Here is a 22,628-nt window from a genome sequence, read left to right on the forward strand (position 1 = left end):
CGCTGAATCAGGAAGACAAACATGAACCAGTTCGACAACTATATCGACGGCAGATGGGTGCGCGGCGCCGCCACGTCTGTCAACGTCAACCCCTCCAATCTCGACGACGTCATCGGCGAATTCGCGCAGGCAGACGATGCGCAGACGCGCGACGCGATCGCCGCCGCACGCGAGGCCTTTGCGCGCTGGTCGCTGTCGACGCCCCAGCAACGCTTCGATCTGCTCGACCAGGTCGGCAGCGTCATCCTTGCGCGCAAGGCGGAGCTGGGCCGATTGCTTGCACGCGAAGAAGGCAAGACGCTGCTCGAAGCAATTGGCGAAGTCGGACGGGCAGCGCAGATCTTCAAGTTCTTTGCGGGAGAAGCGCTGCGTATCGGCGGCGAGACGGTGCCTTCCGTGCGGCCGGGAATGACCGTCGAGATGACGCGTGAGCCGCTTGGTGTCATCGGCCTCATTACGCCCTGGAACTTCCCGATTGCCATTCCCGCATGGAAGATCGCACCCGCGCTCGCGTATGGCAACACGGTCGTCATCAAGCCTGCGGACCTCGTGCCGGCGAGCACGTGGGAGCTGGTGAAGATCATCGCCGAAGCCGGCGCGCCCGCAGGCGTCATCAATCTGGTGATGGGCCGCGGCTCGGTGGTCGGCGAAGCGATCGTCAACTCGCCGGACGTCGACGCCGTCAGCTTCACCGGTTCGGTGGCGACGGGCCGTGCGATCGGCGCAAAGTGCTTTGCGACGGGCAAGAAGTTTCAGCTGGAGATGGGCGGCAAGAATCCGATGGTCGTGGTCGATGACGCGGATCTCGATGTTGCCGTTGACGCATGCATCAACGGTGCGTTCTTTTCGACGGGACAGCGGTGTACGGCATCGAGCCGGCTCATCGTGACGGAAGGCATTCACGATCGCTTCGTCGAAGCAATGAAGGCGCGCATGAAGACGCTGAAAGTCGGCGACGCACTGGCTGACGGAACGCATATCGGGCCCGTCGTCGACGACAAGCAGCTCCAGCAGGATGAGCGCTACATCGCGATTGCACGCGAAGAGGGCGGAGATGTGTTCGGCGGCGAACGTGTCGAAGCGTCCACGCGCGGCTATTTTCTTGCTCCCGCACTGGTGACGAATACAGCGGCCGCGATGCGCATCAATCGCGAAGAGGTGTTCGGGCCTGTCGCGTCCGTCATCAAGGTCAAGGACTATCACGAGGCGCTCGCGGTGGCGAACGACACGGAGTTCGGCTTGTCGGCGGGCATCTGCACGACTTCGCTGAGCCTTGCGACCCACTTCCGTCGACACGTCCAGGCGGGCATGGTCATGGTGAACACGGCAACGGCTGGCGTCGACTATCACGTGCCTTTTGGCGGCCGCAAAGGGTCGAGCTATGGTCCTCGCGAGCAGGGCAGCTATGCGCGCGAGTTCTATACGATCGTCAAGACTTCGTACATCAATCCGGGCGCGGTCTGACGCCAGGGGCGAGAGACGAAGGTCAGTAGCAGGTCGAGGGGAGCGCTACCGGATGCGCTCCCCTTCTTTTTTGCAACCGGGAAGCAGTCCTGTCGACGCAATTCGAAGGTGGGCGAGACGAATCAATCGTGGCTCCTTGATACTATTGTTTGGGTATCGCAGCGCAAGTACACGGTTGCTCGCAAGAGAGCCGCTACACACCATTCTGAAGAAGTCAGGCCCTTACGATTATTCGCACAATACGAGGTGTCGAATGGATGGTCGACAGGAACGTTCTCCGCGGTCCATGACGTCGCGACTCACATGGTGGATCGCGACCGTCATCGTGGCGCTAAGCGTGATCGCGGGTGGCGCATCTTTTTCCGCCGCCTATCACGAGGCGAACAGACTGCAGGACGGTCATCTTCGGGAAATCGGCGCACTGATTAACGCGGGGAAACTTGTTCTCGCAGCGCCCACAGTCGCGTGGCAAGGCAGTCAGGATTCGGACGTGAGGCTCGTCATCTTGCGCCTGGGTCAATCGTCAGCCCGCAAAGATGCGCCGATTGCCATTCCGCAGACGCTTCCAGACGGGCTGCACAATCTCGACGAAGAGGGCAAGAGCTGGCGCGTCAGTGTGCGTACATTGCATTCCGGCGAGCGAATTGCGGTCGCAGAACTTTCGATGGTACGCGACGAAATCGCGAGAGACGGCGCGATGAGAACGCTGTTTCCGATGCTCGCCCTGACGCCCATATTGGTCGCGCTCATCGTCCTTCTTGTACGTACGACGTTGCTGCCTGTGCGTCGCCTTGCGAAAGTCGTAGACCAGCAGGACGATGCGACGCTCGATGCGCTGTCCGAGCAGGACATCCCGAAGGAACTGCTCCCGTTCGTCACGTCGATAAACCGGCTGATCGGCCGGCTCAAGGATGCAATGTCCCAGCAGCGCCGGTTTATCGCAGATGCCGCTCACGAACTGCGCTCGCCGCTCGCCGCACTCTCCTTGCAAGCAGAGCATCTCGGCGCCGCCGACAACCCGCTCGTGGCGCGCGAGCGACTCGTGTCGTTTCAGGCAGCGATACGGCGCACGGCGCGGCTGGTCGAACAACTGCTGACGCTGGCCCGTTCGCAGCATGGCTCGTCGATGAAGCCGGCCGCCGTTTGTCTTCGGCAACTGGCGAATGAAGCGGTAGTCAATGCCGTCGATATGGCACAAAGCAAGCAGGTCGATCTTGGGCTCGACAAGGTCGATGACGTCGAGGTGATCGCCGATACGGCCGCGCTCTCCGTCGTCTTGCGCAATCTCGTCGATAACGCGGTTCGGTATACGCCGGAGGGCGGCAAGGTCGATGTGTCGGTCACACAGAACGGCGAGCATCTGCTGGTGGAAGTGAAGGATTCCGGGCCCGGCATCCCGGAAGACCAGCTATCGCGAGTGCTGGAGCCGTTTTATCGCATCCCTGGAACGACCGCTGCAGGCAGTGGCCTCGGCCTCTCGATCGTGTCGGAAATCGCGCGCCGTAGCGGTGGCGGACTTGTGCTCGAAAACATGGAAAGCGGGCTCCGTGTCTGCTACCGACATCCGCTCTCTACCCGGAAAAGCACGACACCCTGAGCGGCCGTTAAGCACCCATCGCTGGAAGCGGTCGAACGATCCGCCCTTCATTGGATCACGCCGATACCGGGTGGTAACATTTGTTGTCATCTTATCGCCCGGTACACCGTATGCCCGACAACTTCGATCAGCTCGCCGCCCTGATTCGCGGACGCTTTCAGGAGCTCAGTCCGCAGTTCCAGATGGGGGCGGCGTTTCTGCTCGATCATCCCGATGAGGTCGCCGTTTCGTCGATGCGCAAGGTCGCCGAGCGCGCACAGGTGCAACCCGCGTCGCTTGTGCGCCTGTCGCAGCAACTGGGTTTTCCGGGCTGGAACGAGTTGCGCGACCTGTTCGTCGCGCGGGTGCGCACGCGTCCCGAGCCGCTGACCACGCGCGCCCGCTCGCTCGTCAAGGGCCATGCGAAAGACGCGCTCGCACACGATCTGCTCGTCGCGCATCAGCACAATCTCGACGTGACGGCGGCGCACAATGCACGCGTCACCGTCGAAGCCGCGAAGCTGCTGCGGCGCGCATCGCACGTGCATGTCGCGGGCTTCCGTTCGTGTTATCCCGTCGCGTTCGGCCTTGTCTACGGATACCGTCTCTTTCGCTCGTCGGTGTCGCTGCTGACGGGCGAAGCGGGCACGCTCGAAATGCAGCTGCGCGGCATCGAGCGCGATAGCGCAACCGTCGTCGTGAGCTTCGCGCCGTATTCCGTCGAAGCCGCGCGCGTCGCCGAGGCTGCCCTCGAAAAGGGCAGCAAGCTGATCGCCATCACCGACAGCGCCGTGTCGCCCATCGCGCTGAACGCAGACAAGGTGCTGATTTTTTCACACGAAAGCCCGTCGTTTTTTCCATCACTCGTGGCGGCGACGGCGATCGCCGAATCGCTGGTCGCGCATCTGCTCGCGCTCGAAGGCACGGACGCCGTCCAGCAGCTCGAACTCGCCGAACAGTCGCTGCACGCGAAGGGCGCCTACGTTCCCTGATATACGCTGACCGACGGGCCACGGCGTGCTCCGTGGCGAAGCGCGTGCGAGCGGCCGCGCACGGCGGCTTGTTCTTTCATTGACAACATATGTTGCCGTGACGTATAAATGCGCATCGCGTGTTGATTGATGTTCGAGGCACGCACGGCGGCTTGAGCGCCGCTGTTCTCCCTACCTCCAAGGAAAGCGCATGACTACCGTATTCCACCGCATGCCGAAGCAGACGTTGCCCGTCGCCGTGAAAGGCGAGGGCATCGAGATCATCGATTCGACGGGCAAGCGTTATATCGACGCATCGGGCGGCGCGGCCGTTTCGTGCCTCGGCCACAGCAACCAGCGCGTGATCGACGCGATCAAGCGCCAGGCGCAGGAACTGCCGTACGCGCACACGTCGTTCTTCACGACGCAGCCCGCCGAGGAACTCGCGAGCTATCTCGTCGAGCGCGCGCCGCAAGGGCTCGGACACGTGTATTTCGTGTCGGGCGGCTCGGAGGCGATCGAGGCCGCGCTGAAGCTCGCGCGCCAGTACTTCGTCGAAACGGGCGAGCCGCAGCGCCGCCATATCATCGCGCGGCGTCAGAGCTATCACGGCAACACGCTGGGTGCGCTCGCGATCGGCGGCAATGCGTGGCGCCGCGAGCCGTTCCTGCCGCTTCTGATCGACGCGCATCACGTGAGCCCGTGCTACGCGTATCGCGAGCAGCGCACTGACGAAACGGAGGAGCAGTTCGCGCAACGTCTTGCCGACGAACTCGAACAGAAGATTCTCGAACTCGGCTCGCAGACGGTCGCGGCGTTCGTCGCCGAAACGGTGGTCGGCGCGACGGCGGGCGCCGTGCCGCCCGTGCGCGAGTACTTCCGCAAGATTCGCGCGGTGTGCGACCGCTACGGCGTGCTGCTGATTCTCGATGAAATCATGTCGGGCATGGGCCGCACGGGTCATTTGTTCGCGTGCGAAGAAGACGGCGTGTCGCCCGATCTGCTGACCATCGCAAAGGGGCTCGGCGCGGGTTATCAGCCGATCGGCGCGACGCTCGTGAGCGACAGGATCTACGACGCGATCACGGAGGGCTCAGGATTTTTCCAGCACGGCCACACGTATATCGGCCACGCGACGGCCTGCGCCGCCGCGCTCGAAGTGCAGCGCGTGATCGCCGACGAGCATCTGCTCGACAACGTGAAAGCGCGCGGCGAACAGCTGCGTTCGCTGCTGCGCGAGCAGTATGCGCAGCATCCGTATGTCGGCGATATTCGCGGGCGGGGTCTCTTCGTCGGCGTCGAGATGGTGAAAGACCGCGCGACGAAAACGCCGTTCGATGCGAAACTGAAGCTGCACGCGGCGATCAAACGCGAGGCGTTCCAGCGCGGTCTGATGGTGTATCCGATGGGCGGCACCGTCGATGGCAAGATCGGCGATCATGTGCTGCTCGCGCCGCCGTTCATCTGCACGCCGGGCGATATCGAGCAGATCGTCGGCCGCCTGAAGGATGCGATCGAAGGCGCGCTTGCCGCGACGGGCGCCGCCTGATTCAAACCGAACCCACTCTCGAAGAGCTTGCGATGACCAACCGTCTGCCATCATTCGACGCCAACCATGCGTCGCCCGAACAGAAAGCCGTGCTCGACGAAATCCTGTCGGGGCCGCGCGGCAATCTGAACGGTCCGTTCCTCGGCTGGATTCATAGCCCCGAACTCGCACAGCACGCGCAGCGTCTCGGTGCGTTCTGCCGCTACAAGACGGGTCTGTCGCTGCGTCTGTCGGAGCTGGCGATTCTCGTCACGGCGTCGCGCTGGCAGGCGCAGGCCGAGTGGTTCATCCACTATCCGATCGCCATCGACGCAGGCGTGCGCGCCGAAGATGCCGAAGCGATCCGGCAAGGCCGCGTGCCGTCATTCGCCGATGCCGACGACGCGCTCATCTATGCTTTCACGACCGAACTGTATGACACGAAGCGCGTGTCGGACGCGACGTATGCGAAGGCCGTCGAGCGCTTCGGTCATGACGTGACGATCAATCTCGTCGGGCTGCTCGGCTATTACGCGCTGGTCGCGATGACGCTCAACGTGTTCGGCATGCGCGCGCAGGGGCAGGACACGCTGCCGTTCCCCGAATAAGCGCGACGCCTCGATAGCAACAGGCAACGAACCGTATCGAACCGTATCGAACGCAAAAGGCCCCGGCTGACGTTTCAGGTCAGCCGGGGCCTTCGTCCATCTGGCGGCGCATGAAGCATCGCGCGCCGCCGCGTCACGTCGTTGCGCTCAGTTGCCGCTTAGTTGCCGCGAAACGTCGAGAAGATGCGCTGCTCGACGCTCGGACGCGAACCCGATTGCGACGAGCCAGCCGTCGCGCCACCGACTTCCGACGACTGCGACGACGCACCGAATTGCGGCGTCGCCTTCGGATACGACACGTCGTTCTGATCGAGCGTGCCGTTTTGCTGCGCGGCGACCAGCTCGGCTTGAACCTGTGCGCGCGTCACAGGGGCATTGGCTTGCTGCGCGAACGACACGGCGGGAACGATCAGTGCCGATGCGACGACGACTGCGGAAAGAAGCGATTTCATGATGACCTCCGAGAACATTGTTGATGAGTTCGGTTGGAATGCTGTGTTCCGAACCGTTGAAGCCAGTGTATTTCCGCGGAGGCGATGAAAAAAGCGCCTGTTTCGATAAATATTCTTGCTGCCACTGAGATAATCCGCGCGCCGTGCGCTTTCGAGGCGCCGCAGGCGCTTCACGGCAACGCCACGGATATCCGCCTATGATGAAGCTTCGGTCCACGCCTAAAGCCCACGCTGTCGGCGCGGCGCGCGTGACCGGTGCCTGAGGCCGCGGGATTCCGGCGAGACCGTCGCGGCAGGCATCGTGGCTGGAGACGCGCTGCACGAAGCGGGCATGAGATGGGAGAGTCTGATGAAGCGCAAGGCATCGGCAGTCTGGCAGGGCGGTCTGCAGGACGGCAAGGGTTCGATCTCAACCGATAGCGGCGTCCTCAAGGACACGCAGTATTCGTTCTCGACGCGCTTCGAAAACGGCATCGGCACGAATCCCGAGGAGCTGATCGCGGCGGCACATGCGGGATGCTTTTCGATGGCGTTGTCGGCGGAACTCGGCAAGGCGAATATCAAACCCGAGCGCATCGCCACCACGGCGACGGTCACGCTCGACAAGGACGGCGGCGGGTTTGCCGTGACGGCCTCGCATCTCGACGTCGTCGTGAAGATTCCGGGCGGCGACAAGGCAGCGTTCGACAAGGCGGCTGCGGATGCGAAGGCAGGTTGCCCGATCTCGAAGGTATTGAACGCGACGATCACGATGGACGCGAAGCTCGAAACCTGAGCTTTCGCGGCGCACGGAGCGCGGCGCTCTTTCGCGTGAAAGCCGCTGCGCTTCACCTGCTTGCGCGCTTCGCGCGTGCGCGCCAGTCCTGCATGCGCGAAGCGGCGCATCTGCGATTTTTCTTCGGCTCTTGACGGAGCGGCCATGACATCACAGGCAGAGAAGGCGCGCGCATTTCGCGCGCTGCACGAGGCGAGCGATCCGTTCGTCATTCCCAATCCGTGGGATATCGGTTCTGCGCGCCTGCTCGAAGCGCTCGGCTTCAAGGCGCTCGCGACGACGAGCGCAGGCTACGCGTTTTCGCGCGGCGTGCCGGATAACGCAGTGGGCCGCGAGCAGATGATCCGGCATCTCGCCGATCTTGCGCCGCAGACGAATCTTCCCGTCAGCGCGGACCTCGAAAACGGCTACGGCGATACGCCGGAAGATGCCGCCGAGACGATCCGCCAGGCGGCAGCGGCGGGCGTCGTGGGCGGCTCGATCGAAGATGCGACGGGCCGCGCCGGCGATCCCATCTACGCACACGACGTCGCCGTCGAACGTGTGCGCGCTGCCGTCGAGGCGGCGCGCTCGCTGTCGTTTCCGTTCACGCTGACCGCGCGCGCGGAAAACTACCTCGTGGGCCGCGCCGATCTCGCCGATACGATTCGCCGCCTGCAAGCGTTCCAGGAAGCGGGCGCCGATGTGCTCTACGCGCCGGGCCTCAAAACGCGCGAGGACATCGCCGCCGTGGTCAGTTCCGTCGACCGGCCCGTCAACGTGCTGATGGGCATGGCGGGCATGCCGTTTACCGTCGAAGAGCTCGCGCAGATGGGCGTCAAGCGGATCAGCGTGGGCGGGGCGCTCGCACGCGCGGCGCTGGGCGCGATGCTGCGCGCGGCGAAGGAAATGCTCGAGCGCGGCACCTTCACGTACACCAGCGAAGCGGCGACGATGAAGGAGATCACGGATCTGTTCGCTTCCGTGCGGCAACCCGATCGAGCCGAATGACGGGACGGAAGCCACGCCACCCGCGTGGTTTTGCCTTGAATTCTTGAATGTCCAGTCATAAACTGGCCTGCATGAGCGATAACACTGCATCCCGGCGCACGTCTGGCGCAGCCAGAGACGGTAGGCCCGAGGCCGCCAGCGCACGCGGCCGTCCGCGCGAATTCGACACCGACACGGTGCTTGCCGAGGCGAGCAAGGTGTTCTGGCGCCAAGGTTTTCACGCGACGTCCGTCGACGATCTCTGCAATGCGACGGGCGTGCTGCGCGGCAGCCTGTACGGCGTGTTCGGCGACAAGCACGGCATCATGATGGCGGCGCTCGACCATTACGCGGACAAGGCCATTGCCGGTCTCGTCGAGCGGCTGAACGCGAACGTGCCGCCCGAAGTGGCCGTGCGCAACGCGCTGCTGCATCACGCGCGCATCTCGTCGTCGCTCACGGGCTGCTTCATCACGAACAGCACGCTCGAATTGCAGCCCGAAGACGAGGCGCTGCACGCGAAGATCCGCGCGATCCAGCGGCGTGTCGTCACGCTGCTTGCGGCGGCCGTCATTCGCGGGCAGGCGGCGGGCGTGTTCAATGACGACCTCGACGAAAAGGCGGTCGCCGATTTTCTCCTGTGCATGACGCAAGGCCTGCGCGTGCTGGGAAAATGCAAGCGGAAGGAAGACGAGCTGAAAGCTATCGTCGACATCGCGATGCGCGCGCTGGCCTGAAATTTTTTTGCCGAATTTTTGAACGATCAGTCATGAATCAGACATGCATGAAGAGATCCGGTGTGAGCCAACACGCCGGACAAGCCGCATCGCATGCCGATGCGCAAGTTCATCAGCGCTTCGAACGGCAGGGGCTCGCGCTGTCCGTGCTGTTCGTCGGCGCGTTTCTCGCACCGCTTGACTATTTCATCGTCAATCTCGCGCTGCCCGCGATCCACACGGGCCTGAACGCAACCGACGCGCAGTTGCAGCTGATCGTCTCCGCGTATGCATCGGCGTATGCGGTGCTGTTGATCACGGGCGGCCGTCTCGGCGATCTGTTCGGCAGGCGGCGCATGTTCATGACGGGCATGGCGGGCTTCGTCGTCGCGTCGGCGCTGTGCGGCTTTGCGCCCAACGGGCATGTGCTCGTGATCGCGCGCATCGTGCAGGGCATGGCCGCGTCGGTGATGGCGCCGCAGGTGCTGGCCACCGTGCGCGCCGTCGTGCCGCTGCATCAGCAGACGCGTGTGATGGGCTTCTACGGTTTCGTGTTCGGGCTTGCGTCGATCGTCGGGCAACTGGGCGGCGGCGCGCTGATTACGTATCGGCCGTTCGGTCTCGACTGGCGCGCGATCTTTCTGATCAACATTCCCGTCGGCGTGCTGGCGTTCGTCGGCGCGTGGAAGTTCGTGCCGGAGAATCAGCCCGAGACGCGCGACAGCGTCGATCTGAAGGGCGTGGCGTTGCTGTCGCTGGTGCTGATCCTGCTGATCTATCCGATGACGCACGGACGCGAAGCCGGCTGGCCGTGGTGGACCTTCGCGATGTTCGCGCTCGCCGTGCCCGCGCTTGCCGCGTTCGTCGCGATCGAGCGGCAGGTCGAGCGCAAGGGCGGCAGCCCGCTCGTCGATCTGCGACTGTTCCGCAATCCCGCGTTCTCGACGGGGCTCGTGATCGCGTTCCTGTTCTATTGCAACAGCGCGTTCTTTCTCACGTATGGCATCTATCTGCAGACGGGCTTGCACTGGACGCCGCTGCAATCCGGCATCGCGATCATGCCGTTCGCGCTCGGCTTCGTCGCCGGGCCGCTGACGTCGCCCGCCGTCGTGAAGCGCATCGGCGCGCATGTGCTGACGCTCGGCTTTGCGATGATGGCCGTCGGCTTTTCGTTGACCGGCTGGGCCGCGACGCACGCGGCGCTCGGCACGCTGTTCTATGGCGGACTGGTGTTCGCGGGTGTCGGCCAGGGGCTCGTGCTGCCGTCGATCATGCGCATCGTGCTCGGCGAAGTCGCGCCGGCGAAGGCGGGACTCGCATCGGGCGTCATCACGTCGACGCTCCAGATCGGCTCCGCGTTCGGCACGGCTGCGATCAGTGGCGCGTTCTTCGGCGCGCTGTCCGCGCAGGCTTCGGCGGCGGGTTACGCGTATGCGTTCCAGCGCAGCCTCGCGATCAACGCGGTGCTGATGGCGGTCTGCATCGTCCTGAGCGTAACGCTGGTCCGGCATCAGCAAGTCGCGCATCGGCGCGCGATGAAGGTCGCTTAAAGACTGCTGCAAGGCGATTTAGACACCGCCTAAAAGCCCGCTTAGGGAAAATCCCGAGTCTCCGGATAATTCCGCATTTTTGTATTGGCGACGAACAAAAACGCGTTGATATATCAATTGATATCGTTTTCGGCGCGTACAGTCATACCATTTCAATTGATTACATGGCGCATTGCAACCGGTCTTCCCGTTCAACAGTGATGCGATTATTTACTGGTGGCGTCGATTTTATCCGGCACCGATCCTTTTAATCCGCGTTAACGTGGAGAAAACACCGACGATGTCATGATTATGACAGGTAGTGGTCGGGCGTATTTACGTTTGCCCGGCACGATCGGTCTAAACTGCCTGCCGCAACGTGCTGCGCGACAGCATCAGGCCTTCTGCCACAGCGGATTCCGACACTAAACAACAATGAACGAACGTTCGAGATATAAGTTGCATTATCGCGAATTGGCTGAAAACGCTTCCATGAAAAAATACTTGATCCAGAAATATTCAATTGTTAATCTTCGTCCACTCTTTTAATTCGTTGGACCGCGGTGCGTTTATGGCAGTGAATTTTCAGCCAGCCTAATGCTTAAATCGGGGACATCCATGCTGACTGCTACTTACACTTACGACGCATTTGATACGACGCAAACAGCACGATTCAACGTCGGCGACGTGGTGACGCTCAAGACGGGCGGCTCGCGCATGACGGTGACGTATATCGGACCGGTCGCAGGGGAAGCGGGGGAACGGCTCGTCTGCCAATGGTTCGACGAGCAGGGCGAACTGCGTCAGGAAACGTTCGCGCAGGATAACGTGCGGCGCCAGCCGCGCTCGATTCCCGCGGGATCGGTGCATCAGCACAAGTTCGTCAGCGTCGCGATGCGTTGAAAACGAAGGCGCGCTCGAGCGGCGCGCCTTTGCATTCAGTCTCTACCCTATGTGCCGGGACTTCGCGCCCGGCACATTGCGTTAACGCCTTTTCGTCAACGCTCCTTCATCAACGTCCTTTCATCAACGCCGCGCTTGCGTTGCCATTCTCACGGCGAGGCCCGCGAGCACCGTGCCCATCAGCCAGCGTTGAATGACGAGCCATGTCGGCTTGCGCGCGAGAAACCCGGCAATCGATCCCGCGGTGATCGCGACGGTCGAATTCACCGAAATGCTCAACACGATCTGAATAGCGCCGAATATCAGCGACTGTCCGAGCACACTGCCTTGCTGCGGATCGATGAACTGCGGCAGCAGCGACAGATACAGCACCGCGATCTTCGGGTTCAGCAGATTCGTGACGAAGCCCATCGTGAAGAGCTTGCGCGGGCTGTCGGCGGGCAGCTCGCGCACCTGGAACGGCGAGCGGCCGCCCGGCTTCACGGTTTGCCACGCGAGATACAGCAGATACAGCGCGCCGCCGAAACGCAGCGCGTCATACGCGAACGGCACGGCGAGCAGCAGCGCCGTGATGCCGAATGCCGCGCAGAACATATAGAACACGAAGCCGAACGCAACGCCGCCGAGCGAAATCAGACCGGCCGTGCGGCCCTGGCTGATCGAGCGCGAGACCAGATAGATCATGTTGGGCCCCGGCGTGAGCGCCATGCCGAGCGCGACGAGGGCGAATGCGAGCAGATGCGTGGTTTGAGGCATTGCGTGGGCTCCTGTGTATGGAAAGAGCAGGAAAGAACGATCGATGGATCGTGGCAAGAGGCCCAGGCGCGCGGCGGAACGCGAGCGTGCTCGCGGTTCGCGTTCCCCGGTGGTGGCCCACCTCGATCGAGCGCCAGTTGCGCGAACGGTTCATTGTTGCGCGCGAGGCGTGCGCAGGCCAGAGACAGAATCGGCGCTGCCCGTCGATACACTTCAGCGCGGCAGTTGCAGCCGCGTGTATGTGATGCGCTCGCGTAGACGCATCGAGTGGCACGCGAGCGCAAATCGTGAACCGCGCTTGACCGTAGCGCAGTCAACCGTGCTCAACTGCGCAGCGGTCGGAAGAAACGCCGGATTTCCTCGGCGAGCAGCGCGGGCTGTTCCATCGCGGCGAAGTGTCCGCCGCGCGGCATGTCGGCGAATTGCGTGACGTTGAACACGCGCTCGATCCACGAACGCGGCGGCTGGCTGATCTCTTTCGGAAAGCGCGCAAAGCCGAGCGGCGGCGTCGCGCGCTGGCCGGGCTCGAAGCGCAAGGGCCGCGCGCGCGTTTCCGCATAGAGCCTCACCGACGAGCCGATGGTCTGCGTATGCCAGTACAGCGAGAGGTCAGTCAGCAACTGGTCCTTCGAAAACGCGCGCTCGACGTCGCCATCGCAATCGCTCCACGCGCGGAATTTCTCGACGATCCATGCCGCCAGCCCCACCGGCGAGTCGTTCAATGCGAACGCGAGCGTCTGCGGTTTCGTGCCGTGCATGTGCGCATAGGCGCCTTCGGCGTCGGCCCATGCGGCTTTGGACGCGAGAAAGTCCTGTTCTTCCTGCGTGATGGGCGGATCGCTCGCGCTCAGGCCCGGTGCGTACGAACTCGGCAGGAAATTGAGGTGAATGCCGTCGACGTGTCGCGCGTGGTTCGCGGCCAACGCCATGGATACGGCCGCGCCCAGATCGCCGCCTTGTGCGCCGAAGCGCGCGTAGCCGAGGCCGCGCATCAGCTCGGCCCACAGGTCCGCGATCGCGAACACCGACATGCCGGGCTTCGACGGTCGCTCGGAAAAACCGTAGCCGGGCATCGACGGCACGACGACGTCGAATGCATCGGCTGGGTCCGCGCCCACCGATGCCGGATCGCACAAATGCGGCAGCAGCTCGATGAACTCGACGAACGAACCGGGCCATCCATGCGTGACGACGAGCGGATAGGGCTTCGGACCGATGCCGCGCCGATGCAGAAAATGCACGCCCAGGCCGCCGACGCGCGCAATGAACTGCGGCTCACGGTTGAGCCGCTCTTGCGTCGCGCGCCAGTCATAAGTGTTTGCCCAGTAGTCGACGAGCTCGCGCAGATAGCGCGGATCGGTGCCGAGCGCCCACGGCGGCGTGTCGAACGGATCGGGCCAGCGCGTTTGCGTGAGGCGCGCCTTGAGCGCGGCAAGCTCGGCATCGGGAATCGCAATCTGGAACGGCGTGATCTGCATCGGCATGACTCCGGCATCACTCGCTTTCGTGCGAGGGGTTCACGGATCGGGGGCGCGTCACTTCGTCGAACGGTCGCGCGACTCGCGCATCTGCACGCGCTCGCCGAGCATCTTCGTGAAGGTCCGCATGCTGATGACGCGCCGCGATCGCACGACTTCGCCTTCGAGATTGACGGGCGGATTCGGCTGAAATGCCCAGTACAGCGCGAGCAGCCAGCCAAACACGGTCCAGCCCATGCACGCATTGAAGAGCGCAAGGGTCAGCACGTCATGGCGCTTGCGGCGATCGGCGACGATGGACGGCAGGAAGTACAGACCCAGCGCGACCACGGACGCGACGCCTTGAACCACGATGTTGTAGCTCATCGAGGGCCTCCCAGGCGCGTCGTAGTTATGCATGCATTGTCGCGCGAATGCGCGACGGGCGCACGCGGCGTGGAAAGCGCCCTGCAAGCCCGCGCCAGACAGCAATCGGGCGCCGCGCCGCAGCGTCGTCGCGGATCGGATGAATTCGGCAATGCGCTCGCCAGGGGCTTATCATGTGCGTTTTCGACTGACCCGGATTGCCATCATGATCTCCGACGAAACCCAACAGGCTCACAAGCTGAATCACGACGCACTGCGCGAATTCGTCGATCGCAAATGGAACGATGAGATCGTGCCGGCGCTGACGGACTACATCGCCGTGCCGGCGAAGAGCCCGGCGTTCGATCCCGACTGGCAGCAGCACGGCTACATCGAGCGCGTGATCACGGAGGCCGCGAAGTGGGCCGAGCAGCAGCCCGTGCGCGGACTGAAGCTCGAAATCGTCCGCTTGCCGGGCCGCACGCCCGTGATCTTTTTCGAATCGCCGGCGACGCGTTCGGGCAGCACGGATACGATCGTGCTATACGGCCATCTCGACAAGCAGCCTGAATTCGACGGCTGGCGCAAGGACCTCGGTCCGTGGACGCCGAAGCTCGAAGACGACAAGCTCTACGGCCGCGGCGGCGCCGACGACGGTTACGCGATCTACGCGAGCCTCACGGCGCTGGCGGCGCTCGACGCGCAAGGCATCGAGCGGCCGCGCTGCGTCGGCCTGATCGAAACGTGCGAAGAGTCGGGCAGCTACGACTTGCTGCCGTATGTCGACGCATTGCGCGAACGGCTCGGCAAGGTCGGACTCGTCGTGTGCCTGGATTCGGGCGCGGGCAACTACGATCAACTGTGGCTGACCACGTCGCTGCGCGGCCTCGTCTCCGGCGACCTCGAAGTGCAGGTGCTCGACGAAGGCATTCACTCGGGCAGCTACGGCGGCATTGCACCGTCGAGCTTTCGCATCATGCGTCAAATGTTCGAGCGGCTCGAAGACGCAGCGGACGGCACGTTGCTGCCGAAGGGCTTCCATTGCCCGATTCCGCTCGACCGTCTGAGCGAAGTCGAAGCGACCGCGAAGATTCTCGGCGACGACGTGTGGAAGAAGCTGCCGTGGTCGTGCGGCCAGGACGGCGGCCCTGTGCTGCCGACGACGGCCGATCCGAAAGAGGCGCTGCTCAATTCGACGTGGCGTCCGTCGCTGTCGGTGACGGGCGCGGCGGGCCTGCCTTCGCTCGCCGATGCGGGCAACGTGCTGCGTCCGCGCACGGCGTTCAAGCTGTCGCTGCGCCTGCCGCCGCTCGTCGAAGCGGACAAGGCCGTGCAGCAGTTGAAGTCGCTGCTGGAGTTCGATCCGCCGTACAACGCAAAGGTCACGTTCAAGCCGGACGCGGGCGCCGCGACGGGCTGGAACGCGCCGGAGCTCGCGCCGTGGCTGGCCACCGCGCTGAACGACGCATCGCGTCAGCATTACGGCGCGGACGTCGCGTTCATCGGGCAGGGCGGCACGATCCCGTTGATGAACGTGCTGAAGGCGGGTTTCCCGACTTCGCAGTTCATGGTGTGCGGCGTGCTCGGACCGAAGTCGAACGCGCACGGTCCGAACGAGTTCCTGCATGTGCCGTATGGCAAGAAGCTGACGGCGGCCGTGGCGGAAGTGATCGCGGCGGCGCCTTGACGTTGGCCTCGTAGTCGTCGTTCACGTTGTCCTTGAAGTTGTTCTCCCAACGTTCGCTTCGCGGACGTTCTCGCGCGGGAGGGGCCGGCCGGTCTCTCCCGCTGTCCATCCGCCTCCTTTGAACGAGCCCATCATCGAATGAACGACACGCGCACTGCCCAGACGTCTGCTCCCCGCATTCCGGCCGATCAACTGCACGCCTATGTGCGCGCGATCTGGGAGCAGGCGGGCAGTGCGCCGCGCGAAGCCCAGCTCGTCGCCGATCATCTCGTCGCGGCCAATCTGACGGGACACGATTCGCATGGCGTCGGCATGATCCCGCGTTATGTCGATTCGTTGCGCGATGGCGAACTGAAGCTCAATGGTCATGCGAGCGTCGTCAAGGACGTCGGCGCCGTGCTGACGATCGACGGCGGCAAGGCATTCGGCCAGGTCGTCGCGCATGAAGCGATGGAACTGGGCATCGAGCGCGCGAAGAAGCTCGGCGTGTGCGCCGTCGCGCTGCGCAACGCGCATCACATCGGCCGCATCGGGCATTGGGCCGAGCAATGCGCGAAGGCGGGCTTTGTGTCGTTTCACTTCGTCAACGTGGCGGGCGATCCGCTCGTCGCGCCGTTCGGCGGCGCGGACCGCCGCATCGGCACCAATCCGTTTTGCGCGGCGTTTCCGCGCGCGGGCAAGGCGCCGCTCGTGCTCGACTTCGCCACCAGCGCCGTCGCTTATGGCAAGACGCGCGTGGCGTACAACCAGGGCAAGGAGGTGCCGCCCGGTTCGCTGATCGATCACGAAGGCAAGCCGACCGTCGATCCCGCCGTGATGATGCAGGCGCCGTTCGGCGCGCTGATGCCCGTCGGCGGGCAGGCGGGCGGCCACAAGGGCTTCGGGCTCGCGGCGATGTGCGAGATCTTCGGCGGCGCGTTGTCGGGCGGCTATACGACGCACGACGACACGCTGCAACAGACGAACGCGATCATCAACTGCATGCTGTCGGTGATCGTCGATCCCAACGCATTCGATGCGCCGAACGCCGAAGCCGAGGCCGATGCGTTCGTCGAGTGGGTGAAGTCGTCGCCGCTTGCAGCCGGCGCCGAGCGAATCTACGCGCCGGGCGAACCGGAGCGCGCGACGCGTGCCGAGCGCGAGGCCAACGGCATTCCCGTCGATCCCGAGACGTGGCGGCAGATCGGCGATGCGGCGCGGGCGGCCGGTTTGTCCCAGGAGCAGGCCGATGGCTGGTCGGTGCGTCTGCGGTAACGACCAACGCTTCGCGTGACGGCGGCATACGGTCGACACGAGAAATGGCGCGCATGACGTTGCATCGGCATCGGCATGCGCGCGCCACGCGACTGATCCGCAGGCAATGCGCGCTCGCTCGCCGCGCCGCGTGAAAACGCCATTCATCGCGCATTAGAAATTCGCAATGCCACTTTCTGGCCCACATTGCGTCGATTTAACAAATGCGCGCAATGCCGCGCAATCTCCGACGGCCTCATCCGCGGCAAAAACGCCCGAAATTTAAAGCAAATATTCTAATGGCGACTTTGCGCCCTTTTAAAGGACGCGAAAGCGCGCGTCTCTGGAGCTTTGCTTCGAATCGCAATCGTTTGCGCAAGCGGCGCTAGCCGAGAAGCCCGTCCGGCGGGCATCGCAATCCTTATGACGAACTGCTCCCTTCTGTTCGTTAGGCCTCCCCCAACGTATTCCGGTCTGTTTTAGGCTCGCATTGCTTCACTTGGTGTTTAACCTTAAAGGACCGTTCAAAATGAATCTGCAAAGCCATCACGCCTGCCGTCCATTCGTCGAAGCGGGCAATCTGTCGCAAATCTCCGCTTATTACGAAGAAGAGCGCAATGTCATGTGGATGATATTGCGGGCGCAGCCGCGTCCGTGCTTCAACCTCGAACTCGTGCACGACATTCTCGAACTGGCGCAGGCCGCGCGCGATTCGCGCCTGCCGATCGATTTCTGGGTCACGGGCTCGGCCATTCCGTCGATGTTCAACGTCGGCGGCGACCTCAATTTTTTCGCCGATGCGATCCGCTCGGGCCACCGGCAGGAACTGATGGCGTACGCGCGCGCGTGCGTCGATTGCGTGCATGCGGCGGCGCGCGGTTTCGACACGGGAGCGATTTCGATCGCGATGATCGAGGGCTCGGCGCTGGGCGGCGGCTTCGAAGCCGCGCTCGCGCATCACTTCGTGCTCGCGCAGAACGACGCGCGCATGGGCTTTCCCGAGATCGCGTTCAATCTGTTCCCCGGCATGGGCGGCTATTCGCTCGTCGCGCGCAAGGCGGGCATGCGCCTCGCGGAGGAACTGATCGGCGGCGGCGAATCGCACACGGCCGAATGGCACGCGAGCCGCGGTCTCGTGGATCAGCTCTTCGAGCCGGGCGAGGCGTACGTGGCGACGCGCACCTTCATCGATACGCTGCGCCCGAAGCTCAACGGCATCCGCGCGATGGTGCGGGCGCGTCAGCGCGTATTGCAGCTTTCGCGCGCCGAGCTGATGGAAATCACGGAGGATTGGGTGCAGGCCGCGTTCACGATCGAGGAGAAAGACCTCGCGTTCATGGAGCGGCTCGTGATGCTGCAGAACCGCCGCACGGGGAACCTGCGCCAGGCGGCTGTGAACGCCGCGTGAACGCGATGAGTCGCGCGATCGGCGTGGACGCAATCGGCACAAACGCAATCAACGCAGCAACCATCAGCACAGCAATCGTCAACGCAGCAAACAGGCAGTACACAGCATGCATTCAGCGGTAGCCAGCCGCGCGAGCGGCCGACAGGCAGGTGATCCGTCGGGTCGAGCAGACTTTTCGGGGGTTCAGGCGATCAACCGGATCTTCTGCCTGTCATTCAGCCAGCGCTCGAAATCGGCTGCGGGCATCGGCTTGCCATACAGATAGCCCTGCACGTATTCGACGCCCAGTCCCTTCATGAACAGTTCTTCCGACTCCGTCTCGATTCCTTCGGCGACCACTTTCAGTTGCAGCGCCTGCGCGACAGCCACCATCGAGCGCACGAGCGCCTGAGACTTCTTGTCCGCGTTGATCGAACTCACGAAACTGCGATCGAGCTTGATCACATCGAGCGGAATACGCCCCAGTTGCGACAGCGACGAATAGCCGGTGCCGAAATCGTCGAGATGGACCTGCGCGCCGAGATCGCGGAATTGCGTGATCAGGTCGATCGCGGCCGCTTCGTCTTCGATCAGGCAGCTTTCCGTCAGCTCGATATCGAGCAGGCACGGATCGAGTTGTGCGTTTTGCAAGGCCTCTCTGAAATGCGACACGATGGCCGTGTCCACCAGTTGCCGCGCCGACACGTTGATCGCCACGCGCAGCGACAGTCCGCGCGCCTTCCATTGCGCGGCCTGTTCGGCGGCTGTCTGCATGACCCAGCGGCCGAGCGGCCCGATGAGCCCCGACTCCTCTGCATAGCGGATGAACGCGGCGGGCATGATCTGCCCGCGCTCCGGCGAATTCCAGCGCACCAGCGCCTCGACGCCGTACACCTTGCCCGTCGCGAGCGAGAGCTTCGGCTGATAGTGCAGTGTCAGCTGGCCTTCTTCGAGCCCGCGCCGCAGGTTCGTGTCGAGCCACATGTATTCGGCGACCTTGCGGTTCATCTCCGGCGAGAACACGCGATAGGTGCGCTTGCCGTCGTCCTTCGCGACGTACATCGCGGTATCGGCGGCGCGAATCAGCGCTTCGAGGCTGTCGCCGTGCTCGGGGAACATCGCGATGCCGATCGAGCAGCCCGTGTAGACCTCGACGAGCCCGAGGCTGAACGGCGTGCGCAGCCGCTCGAGGATGCGTTGCGCGATCGCTTCCATCGACTCGACCGTCGCGACGGGCGACAGCACGATGAACTCGTCGCCGCCCAGGCGCGCGAGCATGTCGTCGGCGCCGAGGCATTCGCGCACGGCCGACGACACGTCCTGGATCAGCCGGTCGCCGAACACGTGGCCGTAGTGATCGTTGACCTTCTTGAAGTTGTCGAGATCGAGAAACAGGATGCCGACGGAGACGCCCGGCGCCGCGCTCGCGATGGCCGTGCGGGTCTTGTCGTGGATCGCGTTGCGGTTGGGCAGGCCCGTCAGCGAGTCGGTGTTCGCGAGTTCGGTGAGGCGGTCCTGCGCGCGGCGCTCCTCGGTGATGTCGGTGCCGGAGCAGATCAGGAACTGCTCGTCGACGCCGCTGCCGCTCATCACGAACTTGTTGCGAAAGAGAAAGAGCCGTTCGCCGTGCACGGTGCGCACGCGGCGTTCGACTTCATACGCGACGCCGCGATTGAAAAAGCCCGAAATGTTCTGGCTCGACGCCGCGCCCGCTTCCGACGACATGAAAAGCGCCCACACGCTGCGCCCGATCACGTCTTCTTCCTTCATGCCCGTGAGTTCTTCGGCGAGACGGTTGAAGCGCTGGATGCGGCCGTTCCGGTCGACGATCACGACAACGGAATTGACTTCCGACACGACCTGTTCGGCAAACGACAGGCCGTGCACCAGATCGCGCGCGACCGACTCCGTGTCCTCGAACGCCGATGCGGTGCCCGCCCACGTGCTGCCGTTGAGCTTCTTGCCGACGAGATGCAGCCGCAGCGGCTCGCCGTGCAGGCGCACGTCCATCGTCAGATGCGACGTGACGCCCGTCAGCCGGCGAATCTGCGCCGCCTGCGCGCCGGACAGCGCGATCGCGACGGTGGCCGCACGGTCGTCCGTTTCCGGCGACAGCTCGAGCGCGTTGCTGTCGCTGGACAGGCGCCAGCATGGACTGCTCGTTCCGAAGCGGGCGAAAAGCACCTGATCGTGTTGGCCGTCGTTCATGAGAGATCCCCGGGCAAACCGTTGCCTTGAGTCGAACTCCGAATATGAGTACAGCACGCGGGCGGCAAAGCGTCGTATGGGCTGCGCTTCATTGTATCGAAGCGGCCGGGGCTGCGGCTCCGAATCTATTAACGACCTTTCACAAGCCATTCTTTAATCAGAATGCATCGAAATTATGCGCTTCTAACGAACCGGTTCCGCAAACGTTGGCGCTCGATTGCACGCGCACGTGATCGTGTGCGATGCTCGCAAAGCGATATAAAAGCGCGACGGCAGACCAGACCGGTTGTCCACCTTTCCGAGGAGGGAGACATGAGTATGCTGTCGTGTGTGCCATGCAGGTCCGTTCCGAACGACCATTCAACCGCCATTCCATCGACGACGATGCGTCGCGCGATCGCATTGTCGGGCTTCATGCTGTTCGCCGGTTTCGCGCAGGTGGCGAGCGCCGATACGCAGATCGGCGGGCCGCTTCCGCCGCCGCCCGACCAGTTGTATGGCGACCTGTTCGTCGCCGTGCAAACCGCGCAGATCTATCCCGACCAGAAGACCTTCGTCGACGCAACGCCGAACGCCGATCCCGCAACGATCGTGCAGTTGTATGACGCGCATAAGAACGATGCCGGCTTTTCGCTGGCGGACTTCGTCAACAAGTACTTCACGCCGCCTTCCGAGCCCGTCATCACGCCGCCCGCGAACCAGTCGCTGCGCGATCACATCAACTGGCTGTGGCCCGCGTTGACGCGCACGACGACGAGCGCGCCGCCGTACAGTTCGCTGATTCCGATGCCGAAGCCCTATGTCGTGCCGGGCGGCCGTTTTCGCGAGGGCTACTACTGGGACACGTATTTCACGATGCTGGGCTTGCAGGAGTCGGGACATGAGGATCTCGTCGACAACATGCTCGACAACTTCGCGTACATGATCGACACGTATGGCCATATTCCGAACGGCAATCGCACGTACTATCTGAGCCGCTCGCAGCCGCCGTTCTTCTCGTACATGGTCGAACTCGCGGCGAAGGTCGAAGGCGGGCGCGTCTATCAGAAGTACCTGCCGCAGATGCGCAAGGAGTACGCGTACTGGATGCAGGGCGCGTCGACGACGAAGCCCGGCGACGCGACGCGCAACGTCGTCGTGCTGCCCGACCATACGGTGCTGAACCGCTATTGGGACGAACTCGACACGCCGCGCGACGAGTCGTATCTCGAAGACGTGCAGACCGCGCAGCAGGCAACGGGCCGCACGCCCAGCGACGTGTATCGCGATCTGCGCGCGACGGCGGAAAGCGGCTGGGACTTCAGCTCGCGCTGGTTCGGCGACAACATGAACCTCACGACGGTACGCACGACGGCCATCATCCCCGTCGATCTGAACAGCCTGATGTTCCATCTGGAGACGACCATCGCGCGCGGCTGCTCCGAGGCGCGCGACTTCGGCTGCGTCGTGCAGTTCATCGGCAAGGCGGCGAAACGCGCGGAGGGCATCAACCGGTATCTGTGGAACAGCAAGGGGTACTACGGCGATTACGACTGGAAGCTCGCGAAGCCGCGCGACAACCAGACGCCCGCGATGCTGTACCCGCTCTTCGCGGGCGCGGCGTGGCCGGATCGCGCGCAGAAGACCGCGAATGTCGTGTCGGCGATCCTCCTCAAGCCCGGCGGCCTGACCACATCGACGTACAACACGACCCAGCAATGGGACGCGCCGAACGGCTGGGCGCCGCTGCACTGGATCGCGATCGAAGGCCTGCCGCGCTATGGGCGCCGCGATCTCGCCATGCAGATCGGCACGCGCTTTCTCGCTGACGTGAAGAACGTGTATGCGAAAGAGCAGAAGCTGGTCGAGAAATATGTCGTCGAAGGATCGGGGACGGGCGGTGGCGGCGGTGGCGAGTATCCGTTGCAGGACGGCTTCGGCTGGACCAATGGCGTGACGCTCAAGCTGCTCGACATGTACAGTCCGGGCGAATAAGCGGGAAACGGAAGCGCCGACGGGCGCGGCGAGCCGGTGACGTCGCCGTGCCCATTTTTCTACAAATTT

19 protein-coding genes and 1 riboswitch are annotated in these 22,628 nt (G+C 63.5%); of the genes, 14 read left to right on the forward strand and 5 right to left on the reverse strand.

Going from position 1 to position 22,628, the window contains the following annotated elements:
* The first annotated feature begins 21 nt into the window (after positions 1–21).
* From VSR68_RS19280 to VSR68_RS19300, 5 genes are all read left to right on the forward strand, one after another.
* On the forward strand, positions 22–1,464 hold the full coding sequence (locus VSR68_RS19280; RefSeq protein WP_342941358.1) for an aldehyde dehydrogenase family protein: 1,443 nt from the start codon (positions 22–24) through the stop codon (positions 1,462–1,464).
* A 52-nt stretch (positions 1,465–1,516) separates the two neighbouring features.
* Positions 1,517–3,061 carry an ATP-binding protein gene (locus tag VSR68_RS19285; RefSeq protein ID WP_342941359.1) on the forward strand — a complete coding sequence of 515 codons (1,545 nt, stop codon included), beginning with the start codon at positions 1,517–1,519 and terminating at the stop codon, positions 3,059–3,061.
* A 110-nt stretch (positions 3,062–3,171) separates the two neighbouring features.
* Positions 3,172–4,032: a MurR/RpiR family transcriptional regulator gene (locus tag VSR68_RS19290; RefSeq protein WP_342941360.1), complete on the forward strand. Its 861-nt coding sequence runs from the start codon at positions 3,172–3,174 to the stop codon at positions 4,030–4,032.
* Positions 4,033–4,222: 190 nt separating this feature from the next.
* Positions 4,223–5,560, forward strand: coding sequence for an aspartate aminotransferase family protein (locus VSR68_RS19295; RefSeq protein ID WP_342941361.1), 1,338 nt, complete (start codon positions 4,223–4,225; stop codon positions 5,558–5,560).
* 32 nt (positions 5,561–5,592) lie between these two features.
* Complete coding sequence (locus VSR68_RS19300) at positions 5,593–6,147, forward strand: carboxymuconolactone decarboxylase family protein (protein WP_342941362.1); 555 nt, start codon at positions 5,593–5,595, stop codon at positions 6,145–6,147.
* A gap of 158 nt (positions 6,148–6,305) precedes the next feature.
* Here VSR68_RS19300 and VSR68_RS19305 read toward each other — a convergent pair whose 3' ends face one another.
* The gene (locus VSR68_RS19305; protein WP_342941363.1) at positions 6,306–6,599 is read right to left on the reverse strand and encodes a DUF4148 domain-containing protein; all 294 of its coding nucleotides are present in this window, start codon (positions 6,597–6,599) and stop codon (positions 6,306–6,308) included.
* Between the two features lie 349 nt (positions 6,600–6,948).
* Between VSR68_RS19305 and VSR68_RS19310 the strand changes: the two genes are divergently transcribed.
* The 5 genes from VSR68_RS19310 to VSR68_RS19330 all read left to right on the forward strand — a co-directional run bounded on the left by VSR68_RS19310 (position 6,949) and on the right by VSR68_RS19330 (position 11,491).
* A complete protein-coding gene (locus tag VSR68_RS19310) occupies positions 6,949–7,374 on the forward strand; it encodes an OsmC family protein (protein ID WP_087737290.1) in 426 nt (141 codons plus the stop codon).
* A 144-nt stretch (positions 7,375–7,518) separates the two neighbouring features.
* Positions 7,519–8,364 carry an isocitrate lyase/phosphoenolpyruvate mutase family protein gene (locus VSR68_RS19315; RefSeq protein WP_342941364.1) on the forward strand — a complete coding sequence of 282 codons (846 nt, stop codon included), beginning with the start codon at positions 7,519–7,521 and terminating at the stop codon, positions 8,362–8,364.
* A 71-nt stretch (positions 8,365–8,435) separates the two neighbouring features.
* Entirely contained in the window at positions 8,436–9,080 is a 645-nt protein-coding gene (locus tag VSR68_RS19320) for a TetR/AcrR family transcriptional regulator (protein WP_342941365.1), read from the forward strand.
* A gap of 47 nt (positions 9,081–9,127) precedes the next feature.
* The gene (locus VSR68_RS19325; RefSeq protein ID WP_428983536.1) at positions 9,128–10,609 is read left to right on the forward strand and encodes an MFS transporter; all 1,482 of its coding nucleotides are present in this window, start codon (positions 9,128–9,130) and stop codon (positions 10,607–10,609) included.
* A 597-nt stretch (positions 10,610–11,206) separates the two neighbouring features.
* Positions 11,207–11,491, forward strand: a complete 285-nt coding sequence (locus tag VSR68_RS19330) for a YodC family protein (RefSeq protein ID WP_342941367.1) — start codon at positions 11,207–11,209, stop codon at positions 11,489–11,491.
* A gap of 123 nt (positions 11,492–11,614) precedes the next feature.
* Here VSR68_RS19330 and VSR68_RS19335 read toward each other — a convergent pair whose 3' ends face one another.
* The 3 genes from VSR68_RS19335 to VSR68_RS19345 form a co-directional block, all read right to left on the reverse strand.
* Complete coding sequence (locus VSR68_RS19335) at positions 11,615–12,247, reverse strand: LysE family translocator (RefSeq protein WP_342941368.1); 633 nt, start codon at positions 12,245–12,247, stop codon at positions 11,615–11,617.
* A gap of 53 nt (positions 12,248–12,300) precedes the next feature.
* Positions 12,301–12,398: riboswitch (ZMP/ZTP riboswitch) on the reverse strand.
* 172 nt (positions 12,399–12,570) lie between these two features.
* On the reverse strand, positions 12,571–13,725 hold the full coding sequence (locus tag VSR68_RS19340) for an epoxide hydrolase (protein WP_342941369.1): 1,155 nt from the start codon (positions 13,723–13,725) through the stop codon (positions 12,571–12,573).
* Positions 13,726–13,782: 57 nt separating this feature from the next.
* The gene (locus VSR68_RS19345; RefSeq protein ID WP_342941370.1) at positions 13,783–14,091 is read right to left on the reverse strand and encodes a superinfection immunity protein; all 309 of its coding nucleotides are present in this window, start codon (positions 14,089–14,091) and stop codon (positions 13,783–13,785) included.
* Between the two features lie 205 nt (positions 14,092–14,296).
* On the opposite strand from VSR68_RS19345, the gene VSR68_RS19350 reads away from it, so the two are divergent.
* The 3 genes from VSR68_RS19350 (at position 14,297) to VSR68_RS19360 (ending at position 18,398) form a co-directional block, all read left to right on the forward strand.
* Positions 14,297–15,757: a M20 family metallopeptidase gene (locus tag VSR68_RS19350; protein WP_342941371.1), complete on the forward strand. Its 1,461-nt coding sequence runs from the start codon at positions 14,297–14,299 to the stop codon at positions 15,755–15,757.
* 138 nt (positions 15,758–15,895) lie between these two features.
* On the forward strand, positions 15,896–17,011 hold the full coding sequence (locus VSR68_RS19355; protein ID WP_342941372.1) for a malate/lactate/ureidoglycolate dehydrogenase: 1,116 nt from the start codon (positions 15,896–15,898) through the stop codon (positions 17,009–17,011).
* 508 nt (positions 17,012–17,519) lie between these two features.
* Complete coding sequence (locus VSR68_RS19360; RefSeq protein ID WP_342941373.1) at positions 17,520–18,398, forward strand: crotonase/enoyl-CoA hydratase family protein; 879 nt, start codon at positions 17,520–17,522, stop codon at positions 18,396–18,398.
* Between the two features lie 183 nt (positions 18,399–18,581).
* Here VSR68_RS19360 and pdeR read toward each other — a convergent pair whose 3' ends face one another.
* Entirely contained in the window at positions 18,582–20,585 is a 2,004-nt protein-coding gene (gene pdeR, locus VSR68_RS19365; protein ID WP_342941374.1) for a cyclic di-GMP phosphodiesterase, read from the reverse strand.
* A 384-nt stretch (positions 20,586–20,969) separates the two neighbouring features.
* Between pdeR and treA the strand changes: the two genes are divergently transcribed.
* A complete protein-coding gene (treA, locus tag VSR68_RS19370; RefSeq protein WP_342941560.1) occupies positions 20,970–22,559 on the forward strand; it encodes an alpha,alpha-trehalase TreA in 1,590 nt (529 codons plus the stop codon).
* Positions 22,560–22,628 lie beyond the last annotated feature (69 nt).

The organism is Paraburkholderia phymatum (assembly GCF_038900715.1).
Classification (GTDB): domain Bacteria; phylum Pseudomonadota; class Gammaproteobacteria; order Burkholderiales; family Burkholderiaceae; genus Paraburkholderia; species Paraburkholderia phymatum_A.

Bases quoted from the DNA above. Each gene is read 5' to 3' on its own strand.
- VSR68_RS19280 (WP_342941358.1), top strand. From the start codon at position 22: ATGAACCAGTTCGACAACTATATCGACGGCAGATGGGTGCGCGGCGCC.
- VSR68_RS19285 (WP_342941359.1), top strand. From the start codon at position 1,517: ATGCGCTCCCCTTCTTTTTTGCAACCGGGAAGCAGTCCTGTCGACGCA.
- VSR68_RS19290 (WP_342941360.1), top strand. From the start codon at position 3,172: ATGCCCGACAACTTCGATCAGCTCGCCGCCCTGATTCGCGGACGCTTT.
- VSR68_RS19295 (WP_342941361.1), top strand. From the start codon at position 4,223: ATGACTACCGTATTCCACCGCATGCCGAAGCAGACGTTGCCCGTCGCC.
- VSR68_RS19300 (WP_342941362.1), top strand. From the start codon at position 5,593: ATGACCAACCGTCTGCCATCATTCGACGCCAACCATGCGTCGCCCGAA.
- VSR68_RS19305 (WP_342941363.1), bottom strand. From the start codon at position 6,599: ATGAAATCGCTTCTTTCCGCAGTCGTCGTCGCATCGGCACTGATCGTT.
- VSR68_RS19310 (WP_087737290.1), top strand. From the start codon at position 6,949: ATGAAGCGCAAGGCATCGGCAGTCTGGCAGGGCGGTCTGCAGGACGGC.
- VSR68_RS19315 (WP_342941364.1), top strand. From the start codon at position 7,519: ATGACATCACAGGCAGAGAAGGCGCGCGCATTTCGCGCGCTGCACGAG.
- VSR68_RS19320 (WP_342941365.1), top strand. From the start codon at position 8,436: ATGAGCGATAACACTGCATCCCGGCGCACGTCTGGCGCAGCCAGAGAC.
- VSR68_RS19325 (WP_428983536.1), top strand. From the start codon at position 9,128: ATGAAGAGATCCGGTGTGAGCCAACACGCCGGACAAGCCGCATCGCAT.
- VSR68_RS19330 (WP_342941367.1), top strand. From the start codon at position 11,207: ATGCTGACTGCTACTTACACTTACGACGCATTTGATACGACGCAAACA.
- VSR68_RS19335 (WP_342941368.1), bottom strand. From the start codon at position 12,247: ATGCCTCAAACCACGCATCTGCTCGCATTCGCCCTCGTCGCGCTCGGC.
- VSR68_RS19340 (WP_342941369.1), bottom strand. From the start codon at position 13,725: ATGCAGATCACGCCGTTCCAGATTGCGATTCCCGATGCCGAGCTTGCC.
- VSR68_RS19345 (WP_342941370.1), bottom strand. From the start codon at position 14,091: ATGAGCTACAACATCGTGGTTCAAGGCGTCGCGTCCGTGGTCGCGCTG.
- VSR68_RS19350 (WP_342941371.1), top strand. From the start codon at position 14,297: ATGATCTCCGACGAAACCCAACAGGCTCACAAGCTGAATCACGACGCA.
- VSR68_RS19355 (WP_342941372.1), top strand. From the start codon at position 15,896: ATGAACGACACGCGCACTGCCCAGACGTCTGCTCCCCGCATTCCGGCC.
- VSR68_RS19360 (WP_342941373.1), top strand. From the start codon at position 17,520: ATGAATCTGCAAAGCCATCACGCCTGCCGTCCATTCGTCGAAGCGGGC.
- pdeR (WP_342941374.1), bottom strand. From the start codon at position 20,585: ATGAACGACGGCCAACACGATCAGGTGCTTTTCGCCCGCTTCGGAACG.
- treA (WP_342941560.1), top strand. From the start codon at position 20,970: ATGCGTCGCGCGATCGCATTGTCGGGCTTCATGCTGTTCGCCGGTTTC.